The sequence below is a fragment of the Aliikangiella sp. G2MR2-5 genome (assembly GCF_015687155.1).
Classification (GTDB): Bacteria; Pseudomonadota; Gammaproteobacteria; order Enterobacterales; family Kangiellaceae; genus Aliikangiella.
The window spans coordinates 486,836-497,819 of the sequence record NZ_JADPQF010000001.1; the positions used below are offsets into that span (position 1 = coordinate 486,836).

13 protein-coding genes are annotated in these 10,984 nt (G+C 41.7%); 9 read left to right on the plus strand and 4 right to left on the minus strand.

What is annotated here, in order from left to right; all coding sequences use genetic code 11:
* Positions 1–28: 28 nt before the first annotated feature.
* A complete protein-coding gene (locus IYN84_RS02085) occupies positions 29–772 on the plus strand; it encodes an enoyl-CoA hydratase/isomerase family protein (RefSeq protein ID WP_196137508.1) in 744 nt (247 codons plus the stop codon).
* Positions 773–822: 50 nt separating this feature from the next.
* Here IYN84_RS02085 and IYN84_RS02090 read toward each other — a convergent pair whose 3' ends face one another.
* Complete coding sequence (locus IYN84_RS02090; RefSeq protein WP_246722570.1) at positions 823–2,115, minus strand: DASS family sodium-coupled anion symporter; 1,293 nt, start codon at positions 2,113–2,115, stop codon at positions 823–825.
* Positions 2,116–2,326: 211 nt separating this feature from the next.
* On the opposite strand from IYN84_RS02090, the gene IYN84_RS02095 reads away from it, so the two are divergent.
* A complete protein-coding gene (locus tag IYN84_RS02095) occupies positions 2,327–2,941 on the plus strand; it encodes a flagellar brake protein (RefSeq protein WP_196137510.1) in 615 nt (204 codons plus the stop codon).
* Between the two features lie 116 nt (positions 2,942–3,057).
* Here the strand turns inward: IYN84_RS02095 and trxB are convergent, their stop codons facing one another.
* Together trxB and IYN84_RS02105 are read right to left on the minus strand one after the other, a co-directional pair.
* Positions 3,058–4,011: a thioredoxin-disulfide reductase gene (gene trxB / locus IYN84_RS02100; protein ID WP_196137511.1), complete on the minus strand. Its 954-nt coding sequence runs from the start codon at positions 4,009–4,011 to the stop codon at positions 3,058–3,060.
* A 220-nt stretch (positions 4,012–4,231) separates the two neighbouring features.
* Positions 4,232–4,768: a DUF2058 domain-containing protein gene (locus IYN84_RS02105; RefSeq protein ID WP_196137512.1), complete on the minus strand. Its 537-nt coding sequence runs from the start codon at positions 4,766–4,768 to the stop codon at positions 4,232–4,234.
* 192 nt (positions 4,769–4,960) lie between these two features.
* Here IYN84_RS02105 and IYN84_RS02110 point away from each other — a divergent pair, with 192 nt between their 5' ends.
* The 3 genes from IYN84_RS02110 (at position 4,961) to IYN84_RS02120 (ending at position 7,805) form a co-directional block, all read left to right on the plus strand.
* Positions 4,961–5,317 (plus strand): VOC family protein, encoded by a 357-nt coding sequence (locus tag IYN84_RS02110; protein WP_196137513.1) that lies wholly within the window; start codon positions 4,961–4,963, stop codon positions 5,315–5,317.
* Positions 5,318–5,790: 473 nt separating this feature from the next.
* Positions 5,791–7,086, plus strand: a complete 1,296-nt coding sequence (locus IYN84_RS02115) for a class I SAM-dependent methyltransferase (RefSeq protein WP_210330267.1) — start codon at positions 5,791–5,793, stop codon at positions 7,084–7,086.
* Between the two features lie 404 nt (positions 7,087–7,490).
* Complete coding sequence (locus IYN84_RS02120) at positions 7,491–7,805, plus strand: hypothetical protein (protein WP_196137515.1); 315 nt, start codon at positions 7,491–7,493, stop codon at positions 7,803–7,805.
* Between the two features lie 8 nt (positions 7,806–7,813).
* Here the strand turns inward: IYN84_RS02120 and IYN84_RS02125 are convergent, their stop codons facing one another.
* Positions 7,814–8,278, minus strand: a complete 465-nt coding sequence (locus tag IYN84_RS02125) for a GNAT family N-acetyltransferase (protein WP_246722573.1) — start codon at positions 8,276–8,278, stop codon at positions 7,814–7,816.
* A 104-nt stretch (positions 8,279–8,382) separates the two neighbouring features.
* Here IYN84_RS02125 and IYN84_RS02130 point away from each other — a divergent pair, with 104 nt between their 5' ends.
* The 4 genes from IYN84_RS02130 to IYN84_RS02145 all read left to right on the plus strand — a co-directional run bounded on the left by IYN84_RS02130 (position 8,383) and on the right by IYN84_RS02145 (position 10,910).
* Entirely contained in the window at positions 8,383–8,919 is a 537-nt protein-coding gene (locus IYN84_RS02130; protein ID WP_196137517.1) for a phage tail protein, read from the plus strand.
* A gap of 17 nt (positions 8,920–8,936) precedes the next feature.
* Entirely contained in the window at positions 8,937–9,470 is a 534-nt protein-coding gene (locus IYN84_RS02135; RefSeq protein WP_196137518.1) for a phage tail protein, read from the plus strand.
* 10 nt (positions 9,471–9,480) lie between these two features.
* Positions 9,481–10,020, plus strand: a complete 540-nt coding sequence (locus tag IYN84_RS02140; protein WP_196137519.1) for a phage tail protein — start codon at positions 9,481–9,483, stop codon at positions 10,018–10,020.
* Positions 10,021–10,085: 65 nt separating this feature from the next.
* A complete protein-coding gene (locus tag IYN84_RS02145) occupies positions 10,086–10,910 on the plus strand; it encodes a sulfotransferase (protein ID WP_196137520.1) in 825 nt (274 codons plus the stop codon).
* The last annotated feature ends 74 nt before the right edge of the window (positions 10,911–10,984 follow it).

The window sequence follows — 10,984 nt, forward strand, 5'->3', positions numbered from 1 at the left end:
ATTTAAATAACATTTACGGGAAGAATTTATGTCAGATTTGGTTTTAGTTGAACAGCAAGGGGCTGTGCTGGAAATCCAGATTAATCGTCCGGATAAAATGAATGCATTAACTGATGCCATGTATGCCGACCTGGTTGCTGCTTTCAAAAAGGCTGAACAAAGCAAAGAAATCAACGTTGTCTATTTGCGTAGCAGTGGTCCTCACTTTAGTGCCGGTAATGATCTGGCCGATTTTTTAGAAACGGAATTTAACCTCGAGAGTAATGTGGTTCAGTTTTTACTGACCTTGGCGCAAATGACCAAGCCGGTTGTGGCTGCAGTCAATGGTGCTGCTGTAGGAATAGGGCTGACCATGCTGTTGCATTGCGATATTGTTTTTGCATCGGCTGATGTAAAGTTATCGGTCCCATTTATTAAACTGGGTTTAACTCCTGAAGGGGGATCAAGTCAACTACTGGCTGCTCGTTGCGGTGACTTAAAAGCAAACGAGTGGCTATTAACCGGACGAAATATTCTTGCCAATGAAGCAGAGAATACAGGCCTGGTTAATCAAGTTTTTGAAAATGTTGATACTTTGTGGGATGAAGCTGGGGCGCTGGCACAGAAAATGAGCAAAAGTTCGCAGGATGTTCTTGTTGCTTCAAAGCTTCTACTAAAAGGAGAGCAAGTGTCAGATGTCGTTCAGCTTATTAAAAAAGAAGCGACGATTTTTGGGCAAAGATTACAGAGTCAGGAAGCCAAAGCTGCATTTGATGCGTTTTTGAATCGATAATCATATCTAATTAAAAATCAGAAAAAGCCGCTTGCTAGCGGCTTTTTATTTCAGATTAAAAAATAGCAGACTAAAGTAATCAAAAATGTTCCCAGCAGATTGAGCGCAAAGCCATTTCTCACCATTTGCTGGATTGGAACTCTTTCACTGCCATAAACAATTGCATTTGGTGCGGTGGCCACAGGAAGCATAAATGCACAACTGGCGCTCATTGCCGCCGGCAACATTATGAGCGCCGGATCAATTTTCGCGCTTAGAGCGGCTGAAGCTAAGATGGGCATCAGTAGTGCAGTGGTTGCCGTGTTACTGGTCATCTCTGTCATAAAGGTTACGGTAAAGGCTACTGCCATGATTAACAGAAAGATTGGAAGCACTGTGACTCCCGCCAACTGATTGCCGATTAGCTCGCTTAGTCCGCTAGCTGCAAAGGCTTTCGCAATACAGATTCCACCAGCGAATAGAAGTAGTACTCCCCACGGAATTTGATTAGCGGTTTTCCAGTCCAGCAGGCGTCCATCTTTGCCGTCTGGAATGATAAACATAGCAATACAAGCCAACATGGCGACGCTGGCATCATTTGCCGTTGTCAAACCGGTAAGTTCCCGCCAACCGCCAAAAGGTTCTGAGCGAGTGATCCAGAGTAAAGCGGTTACACCAAACACCCACATGACTCTCTTCTCTATGGTGGTCCACTTTCCTGTATCAGGCACGCAGATCGTCTGTTCTGATTTAATGTGACGGGTGATCCATAACATCATCAGTGGTATGAATAAGATAATGAGTGGAACAGACCATTTCATCCAGCTTAAAAAACCGAGAGACTGACCGCTGACTTCGCCATATGTAGAAAGGAACAGGGCATTTGGTGGAGTGCCAATCGGCGTGCCTATTCCGCCAACGCTTGCCGCGTAGGCTATCCCAAGTAGCAAAACGGTAGTGAGCTGTTTATCTTTTACATTCTCCATGGTGGCGAGAGCAACAGGCAGGAGCATCAATGTGGTTGCGGTATTGGAAATCCACATGCTAAGTAATGCGGAGGCTGCCATAAACCCCATTACCAGCCTGCGAGGGGAGGAGCCTCCGAATAAATTTACCATAATCAAAGCTATTCTACGGTGGGCTCCTGAATAAGACATTGATTGTGACAAGATGAAGCCGCCAAGTAACAGCAGTATGAGATAGTGTCCATAGGCTTGAGCTACTTCTGATGGTTTGAGTACTCCGGTAAGCGGAAATATGGCTAGCGGGAGCAATGAAGTGATCGGTATTGGTATTGGCTCAAAAATCCACCAGACGGCGCATAGTAAAGTGGTAGCGGCAACGATAGATACCGATGTACTCATATCTAGCTGGTTTAATACTAGACCCAGCAGAAGGCTAATCAGTGGAGTTGTCCAAAGGAGGTGGTTTTTAAGCTTTTGCATTTTATTGAGGTAACAGTTAGTTTTTTTTAGTTAAATAGAGTCTACACTTAACGTATCTTAATCAACAATAGGAATATTGGACCCGCTTTCAATGAGGATAGAAGAACTAGGCTTGGCAATAGGGGACGCTATGCAGATTCAAATTGGCGACAGCGCTGAACAGCGTTATCCTGTTAAGTATTATGGTTGCAATCCCAAGGGGAGTGTAATTGTTTCTGCGCCCAAGACTGGAGCGGACAAATTGATGTTTATCCGCGAAGGTCAGGTAGTAACAATGCGTTTCGTAGCCAAGAACGTTGCATCGGGTTTTACCACTCGAGTGCTAGTTACACGTGGTCAACCATACCCTTATTTGCACCTTGATATTCCGAAAGAGATTCAAACAGTTGAGGTGAGAAAAGAAGTTCGGGTTGCGACAGCCTTGTCTGTTACTGTGATTAACAAGACGCACAGTTCTCCCGCTTTGGGAGGTAAGGTAACTAATATGAGTTGTTCTGGATTTCGCCTTGAAAGTAGTATGAAAATGGCGCTACAGGACAACAAGCTTAACGTTACCATGAAGTTTAATATTGAGGGCATAGAAAAACTGGTCACTATGGATACTGTGGTTACTTATGTTAAGGAAAAACCGGAAGAAGAGCTTTATATTTATGGGGTCAATATCGATGATATTGATGATGATGATATGATTAGTTTGCGCGCATTTGTTTATCAGGAATTATTACGAAGTTTACATATGATTTGAATTACTTTTCTTGCTATATACAAAGCTAAAATCTGATATTTTAGAATTTTAAATAGAAGACAAAAAAAGGAGACAGAAAAGTCTCCTTTTTTTGGCTTATGAAACTTAAGTTTTGCTTATCCTTGTGCATCCAGGAATTTCTCTGCATCCAGCGCTGCCATACAGCCCGCAGCAGCAGAAGTCACTGCTTGTTTATACACCTGATCGGCAACATCGCCTGCGGCATAAACTCCTTCGACACTCGTTGCTGTAGCATTGCCTTGTAATCCACTTTTAACTTTTAAATAGCCATTTTCCATTTCCAGTTGACCGGCAAAAATATCCGTATTTGGCTTATGGCCAATGGCGATAAATACACCATCCAGGTCCAGCTCCTGAGTCGACTCATCTTTAGTGCTTTTAATGCGGATCCCGGTAACTCCCATGTTGTCGCCCAGTACTTCATCCAGAGTGTTATTCCAGTGGATTGTCACGTTGCCATTTTTGGCTTTTTCGAACAGGTGGTCCTGAAGAATTTTTTCGCTTCTTAAGGCATCTCTTCGGTGAACCAGATGAACTTCAGATGCAATATTTGAAAGGTACAGCGCTTCCTCAACAGCAGTGTTTCCACCACCTATCACTGCAACTTTTTTATTGCGATAGAAGAATCCATCACAGGTCGCGCAGGCTGAAACTCCCTTACCTTTAAAGGCTTCTTCCGACTCCAGGCCAAGATACATCGCTGAAGCGCCAGTTGCTATGATCAACGCATCTGCAGTGTAAGTTCCCTGATCTCCGGTTAAAGTAAAAGGACGTTTTGATAAATCTGTTGTGTGGATATGGTCAAAGATGATTTCGGTACCAAACCTAACCGCGTGCTTTTCCATACGATCCATCAATTCTGGACCCTGAACGCCTTCATTGTCACCCGGCCAATTGTCAACATCAGTTGTAGTGGTTAACTGTCCTCCTTTTTCCATTCCGGTAATAATCACAGGCTCCAGGTTGGCACGAGCCCCATAGACCGCCGCTGAATAGCCAGCAGGTCCTGAGCCTAGGATAAGTAGTTTGCAATGGCGCGATTGAGGCATTATTTACTCCAGATTCTTTGTTTGTTTATCCATGCTTTCTAGCAAGCAGGTTAATTCTTTCTTTAATATTAATGACCGTAGATTCTAGGAGGCTTCTACGACCGACTCAAGTAATCTTATTTAATCCCATTCATTGCCTTAGGCAATAAGCAGTTTACTTATTCTTTTTGTTTGAAAAATGACCAGTAATTCGCTGGGAAGTCCGCAAATGCTTACTTTATTACCACATTAGATCATCGGGGATCTGATAATCAGCGTAAGGATCATCTTCGTCCACTTCTTCGGTACGATCATTGATTAATACCAGATATTCCGGTGAGCGCTCGTTGATTTTGTCTGCTACGGCTTTCGGAACCAGGTGATATTTTTCATCCATCACAGCTATCGCAAGCTGACCATTGGTCAGGTAACGGTGAACCTGATTGGATACCTCGAAGGATTTTATTGCCCCTTTATCAGAAAAATTAAACTTTATTGCAGGTTTACCCATTGACTGGCTGTTTACCTCAATAAGTTGACGTATTTGAGCTTGGATCGCTCTTTCTTCAGCTTTAGCGTTTTTTTCCTGATTCAACTGGCGTGCTCGTTCAGCCTGTTCAGCCATCGCCTGCTGGGCTGCAAGTTTGCTTTCATCGACCGTCTCGACTTTTTGCTTACGCGCAATTTTCTTCTGTTTGCGCTTGGCACTGTTGATTTTGTTGGCTTTGTCCTTGCTGGCTAAACCGGCTTTGAGGAGTTGTTCTTGTAAAGAGGCCATAATTTATACTGTAGCTTTTAAATGGATATCGCGCATATTTGGGGATTTTTAGCAGAAATTCAAGTAGCATTTTAAGTGTTTTATTTTTTTAAGTAAGATAATCTTCGGTTAACTACTAAGTTGCGCCCGAGCTGAGCTTTGAAGCGCTTTTATCTAAATTCGCAGGGATGACTGCGGCGTAGAGAAAGGGGAATGAAAGTGTCACACGAAAAAATAAGCTATGTTGAGTTTCCGTCCAGGGATCTGATTAAAACCAAAGCATTCTTTTCAAGAGTATTTGACTGGACTTTTACTGATTACGGACCTGATTATACTGCATTTAACAACCAGGGAATTGATGGAGGCTTCTTTACCTCAGATAAGACTGTTTCCACAGCAACAGGTAGTGCCTTAGTGGTTTTCTACAGTAAAGAGCTTGAAACGACCAAAGATAAAATTATCGAAGCTGGAGGAAAGCTAATAAAGCCAATATTCAGTTTTCCCGGTGGAAGACGATTTCATTTTGCCGATCCCAATGGCAATGAGTATGCCGTTTGGTCCGATAATTAAAAATTCTTTAACTATTGGCTCTAAACCAGGTTAGAGTCCTGAGTTGACGGGCTGGAAGTTGGAATGTCAGAGGAGCTAAAAAGCAATAATAGGCTCCGGTGATAAAGCTTGCAGCCGTTGTTATAAACCTTGTAACTAAATGAAATCATTGAATGTTTGTTTTCAATTTTCTCCAGCTCATTGTTAAGTGCTCAAAAAACCGACCATCAAACCGGTGCAATTATACTCGCAATATTCTGAGCCAAAAATAATCTATCATTCATATCCTTAAGACGTCATTTCTATAAAACCTGGCTATTGCAAGATATTTAACTATTGAAGTGTGAAAACTGTTCACTAATTTGGAAATAATTATTATGCCTTTAGATTTATCTAAACTTTGTATTCGCTGGTTTTCCTTCAAGAACCATGAAATAGAAGTACTCAAATTTAGAAATTCCATTTATGTGGAGGAACAAGGAGTATGTGAATCCTTGACAAAAATAAGGGAAGATGAGGACGCTATTCATCTGGGCGCCTGGTATGACGGCGAACTTGTTTCTTCAATATCGGCTTACATTCTTGACGCTAATAGCGCATTGCTGAGAGAGGAGGTGTGTAATGGCGAACTCTCCTTAAGATATGGAATGAGAATGGAGTCTTCAAGTTTTAGAGGAAGCCACTTAAACAGTTTGCTCTGTAATTGGTTATGCAAAAGTATCTTCGAATGCCTTAGACCTGTTCGAACTTATGTTGTTTTGTATCCTCAACATTACTCACTACAGAAGTTCTATGAAAAGCGTTGGAATCACAGAGAATATAAAAAACACGAAGAACAAGTTGTATTGATGTGTGACGATGAAAAAGACAGGTTACAGCAATATCTGGAAAGTAGAAAAAGCCTCGCAAGATTAAAGCAGAAATACTTTAGCTCAGTAGAATTGCCTGACCTGTCGGGCTTTCTGTTCCAGGAAGGGCGAGAGGACTTGATCGCTTATCAATCTTTAATGCGGGAAAATCTTTATACCGAAGGACTTGATGTTGAACTAGATTTACCTCGACTATGTGCTCAGGCTCAACAACTATATGCAACACAAAAAGTCTTTATACATAAAATTCAAAAAATAGGAAAGATTCAGCGTTGGCTGGATGTAGGTTCAGGCGCGGGAGCCTACCTTAACTTGCTTAGTCGTGACCGCGAATTAGAAAATATCGAGTTTTCAGGTGTCGAAAGCGCCTCGTTATTACATCAGATCGCTCAAAAAAAATTCCCTGATATTAAATGGTATACAGGAAGTGCCTATCAAACTGATTTTGAACATGCATCATTTGACCTTGTTCATTGTAGTTTTCTGATGATCCACCTTTTATGTCCGTCACTGGCATTGGCGGAATTTAACCGACTCCTAAGAACAGGGGGGGTACTCTATGTTGTAGACGTTTACGATAGTTCTTTTAGGGGCCCTGAAGCGATGAGCAAAGTCGTACAAAGGCATTGTGAAATCTATGAAGGCGATCGAAACATAATGAATCACCTGCCAGAACTCGGTCGACAACACGGGTTTAAACCTTATCTAGAATATAATGTAATAGTTTCTTCTGAGCAGGTTGAAGTTTCCGAAGATGATTTAAATCTGGTGCTTGATAAAGATCTGTTACTGGATATGTTCGATTTTATTGCACAAAGAGAATCACTAGTGGAAGAGTACGCTTCGGCAAAAAAAAGCTGCAAAACAAGTTCTGAGCCCGTCAGTGTGAGTATTCAAACCCAGCTATTCATTAAGGTCTAAGTGCTACTCTCTATATCATATTCAATAGAAAAGCTCTCGTCGGGAGCTTTTTGTTTTCAATGATTTGTTAAGTAAGGTTCTGTCTTCAGTTTGACTAAACCCGGATTGGTACTAACTTTGTTGAATACCTGCCTTTATGGAGCCCCATGTTGTTAGCCGCTGCTTGCATCTCCTGATGGTAGGCTCACAAGCCGCTACGACCTGTCTCTTGTAAAATATCAAATATTTCAAAATGAGTTATTGTTGCAAACAGTTGAATAAGAAATTGCCAATTTCTTGCGAAAGGGAATAAACCAGACTAGCTTAATTATGTAATATTTTAAATTGTTCTATTTATTGTATTTGATGGCTTACGAAACAGTTTAATTAAAAAAATACTAACAAACTTGTTTTAAGGATATTCCATGTTAGATAGCTATAACTACAAAACTCTAAACGAGATTATTGGTCAAGCGGTTGTTGTTGAAGATAGAAAAGGAAATCAGGTTCACCTTATTATTGCTGAAGTAAATAAAGGGCAAATCGATGGGGAGCAGTGGGAAGCCTTTTCAGTAATTTATCAGGGGAAACCTGATTTTTCTGTGCCGCAGGGAACCTACAAGCTTCATCATCAAGCTTTTGGTGAAAAAGAACTGTTCTTGTCGCCAAATTCAGAAACTGAATATGAGACAGTAATTGCTCGAAGGCGAGATGCGAAATCAGATGTGGCTGTCGTATAGTGCGAACACTAATTATGACAGGGACGCCATTCCATCAAAAGGTAAATTTCATTTGTCTGAGTTTTGAGTTTAAACCCCAGCCGTTCGTAAAGTTTTTTGGCTGGATTGTTGTGTTCTACATGAATGGTAACAGGTTGATTCAGCTCGCGAGCTTGTTCAAAAAGTTTCTCGAAATAATAAGATCCAATTCCCAGATTTCGGTATTCGGGCATCAAGGCGATATCAACAATTCGTATTTCGCTTTCCCAGTAGTCTACAAAAAGACGACCCACTGGCTGATTTCCAACTTCAACAATATAAAACGAGCTGGTGTCATAATGTCGAGTGTAATGCTCCAGTTGTGCGCTAAATTGTTGAGAAATAAAGCGCTCTTTTTCTTCAACACTAAAGTTAGTCAGTGCCAGCTCGCTTTCGCGTGTCGAAGCGTACAACTGATGCATAAAGGAAATATCGTCACTTGAATATTTACGCAAAGAGATTTTGTTTTTCCAGTTTTTTATTGTCATGTGTAGTAGGTAGTTATTTTTAATAATTTGATTGTGGGGTGACTCACTTAATTTGTAAAGAGGAAACTGTTATGGCGGAACCTTTCTTAAGCGAAATTCGAATGTGGGGGTTTAGTTGGCCTCCTAGAGGATGGCAACAATGTGATGGACAGCAAATGCCGATTACACAAAATGAAGCTTTGTTCTCACTAATTGGAACAGCATATGGTGGAAACGGAACAACTACATTCGGTTTACCCGATTTGCGAGGACGTGCGCCTATTCATGCAGAAGGTGGACAAACTCGAATGGGGGAAACCAGCGGGTTAGAGAATGTCACTTTGAACATGTCGGAAATGCCGACACACACTCATGCTCTTAGAGGAACCACTGCAAACGCGAATGTTAATAACTTCTCCAGCAAAGTACTCGCTTCTGGATACCAATACGTTGGTCGTGAATCGAGGCAGGGTCCTAAAAACATGTATGCACCACCGGAAAACTTAACAGCACTTAGTTCTCAGAGCATTTCTGTTATGGGCGGAAATCAAGCGCATAACAATATACAACCAACATTGGTCGTTAACTTTTGTATTGCTGTTACCGGCTTATTCCCATCAAGAAATTAACTAATGGAGTTTGACTGATGAGTGAACCATATATTGGCGAAATACGTATGTTCGCTGGAAATTTCACGCCGCGCTCCTGGGCTAATTGCAGCGGACAGCTTCTTTCAATTGCACAAAATAATGCTCTGTTTGCTTTGCTGGGGACTACCTATGGTGGTGATGGTCGTACAACTTTTGCTCTGCCTGATTTTCAAGGAAGAATTCCAGTTCATCAAGGTCTGGGGCCAGGGTTAACGCCTCGAGTGATTGGCCAAAAATTTGGATCTGAGAAGGTAACTTTAAATGTTAATCAAATACCGAATCACAATCATGCTTTCGTTGCTAGTTTGAATGATGCAGATTCCAGTAATCCTGCCAGTGACGTTTTAGCATCGCAGTCTGATGGAGATAAGCCCTATGCGGGGGCTGCCTCTGATCCGGCTAACTTTCAACAACTCAACAGCCAGACTATCGGCTTGAGTGGTGGTGGGCTATCGCACACCAATATGATGCCTTCTTTGTGTGTGAACTTTATTATCTGCCTATTCGGGATTTTCCCGTCTCGAAGCTAAGGAGTCAAAAATGTCTGAACCATTTATCGCAGAAATTCGTATGTGGGCTTGCAACTTCGCTCCAAGAACCTGGGCTTTTTGTAATGGCCAACTGATGCCTATTTCTGAAAATACCGCTTTGTTTTCTCTTATCGGAAATATTTATGGAGGAGATGGTAGAACAACCATGGCCTTACCAAATTTGACAGATCGTGTACCTATGAATCCGGGAAATGGACCAGGATTAACACCCAGACGTCTCGGCGACAAAATAGGTATTAATGACGTTACACTGACTGAATCAGAACTACCGCCACATGACCATATCTTAAATGGTGTTGCCGAAAGTGGCAATTCTGCACAACCGAGTGAGTCTCACTTTATGGGGCAGGATGCTGACTCGGCAGCTGAAGTTATTGCATTCACTTCGGATCAAACATCAATTAATGCGCAGTTGTCTGAAAAGGCCATTGCCAATAGCGGTTCCAGTCAACCTCACGAAAATAGGCAACCGACTTTGGGAGTAAACTTTTGCATTGCGCTACAAGGCTTGTATCCATCTCGAAGCTAACCTGAAAGCCGGGCTAGTCCCGGCATGTTTTAAATTGTTGGTTAAACAAATTCGTAAAGTGTTGTATGAGTAGAAAGTATCATTTTATTTCCGGATTACCTCGTTCAGGTTCAACCCTGTTGTCCGGTCTTCTAAGACAAAATCCAAATTTTTTTGCTGCCATGTCCAGTCCGGTCGCTTCACTAATGAATGGTTGTCTGGAACAGATGGGAGCTGGCGGAGAGTTCTTTACCTTTTTCGACTCGGAAAAGCGCAAACGTATCTGTCGTTCACTATTTGAAGCCTACTATCAAGATAAAGCAGATAATACCGTTATTTTTGATACTAATCGGTTATGGAATGCTCGTCTACATCAACTCTCGGAACTGTTCTCGCAGTTTAAAGTTATTTGTTGCGTTAGAAATCCGGCCTGGATTATGGATAGCTTTGAGCGCATTTATCGGAAAAATCCGTTTGATTATAGCCGAATGTACAATTCGCAGGCTCGCCTGACTGTCTATTCGAGGTGTGAAACCTTGATTAACGCCTCCAGTGTTGTTGGTAGCGCCTGGACTGCGCTCAAGGAAGCCTACTATGGAGAGCATTCTGAGCGACTATTGTTGATCGATTATGACTTGTTGACGCAGCATCCCGAAAAAACGTTGCAGCTGCTGTATGAATTTATCGACCAATCTCCATTTGAGCATGATTTTGAAAATGTGGATTATCAGGAAGTAGAGTTTGATGAAAAGCTGGGCGCCAAAGGATTGCATACTGTAAAGCGCAAAGTTGAATTTTCTCCGCGTCGAACTATTTTGCCTCCTGATTTGTTTGCTAAATATAACGATATGGCTTTTTGGAAAGATAATACAGGGACTAACGCCAGCATTATTTCCCCTAAAGAGGATTAAAGAGTTATTAGATAAATAAAAATAATTAAGCAAAGTCGTTCTAGAATTAATAAAGTCGGCAAGGAGTAGCCAGT

What these genes read in the sequence shown, in the direction of transcription:
- IYN84_RS02130 (WP_196137517.1), top strand. Translation starts at nt 8,383, where the DNA reads ATGGCGGAACCTTTCTTAAGCGAAATTCGAATGTGGGGGTTTAGTTGG.
- IYN84_RS02145 (WP_196137520.1), top strand. Translation starts at nt 10,086, where the DNA reads ATGAGTAGAAAGTATCATTTTATTTCCGGATTACCTCGTTCAGGTTCA.
- IYN84_RS02095 (WP_196137510.1), top strand. Translation starts at nt 2,327, where the DNA reads ATGCAGATTCAAATTGGCGACAGCGCTGAACAGCGTTATCCTGTTAAG.
- trxB (WP_196137511.1), bottom strand. Translation starts at nt 4,011, where the DNA reads ATGCCTCAATCGCGCCATTGCAAACTACTTATCCTAGGCTCAGGACCT.
- IYN84_RS02090 (WP_246722570.1), bottom strand. Translation starts at nt 2,115, where the DNA reads ATGAGTACATCGGTATCTATCGTTGCCGCTACCACTTTACTATGCGCC.
- IYN84_RS02140 (WP_196137519.1), top strand. Translation starts at nt 9,481, where the DNA reads ATGTCTGAACCATTTATCGCAGAAATTCGTATGTGGGCTTGCAACTTC.
- IYN84_RS02120 (WP_196137515.1), top strand. Translation starts at nt 7,491, where the DNA reads ATGTTAGATAGCTATAACTACAAAACTCTAAACGAGATTATTGGTCAA.
- IYN84_RS02110 (WP_196137513.1), top strand. Translation starts at nt 4,961, where the DNA reads ATGAAAGTGTCACACGAAAAAATAAGCTATGTTGAGTTTCCGTCCAGG.
- IYN84_RS02105 (WP_196137512.1), bottom strand. Translation starts at nt 4,768, where the DNA reads ATGGCCTCTTTACAAGAACAACTCCTCAAAGCCGGTTTAGCCAGCAAG.
- IYN84_RS02085 (WP_196137508.1), top strand. Translation starts at nt 29, where the DNA reads ATGTCAGATTTGGTTTTAGTTGAACAGCAAGGGGCTGTGCTGGAAATC.
- IYN84_RS02135 (WP_196137518.1), top strand. Translation starts at nt 8,937, where the DNA reads ATGAGTGAACCATATATTGGCGAAATACGTATGTTCGCTGGAAATTTC.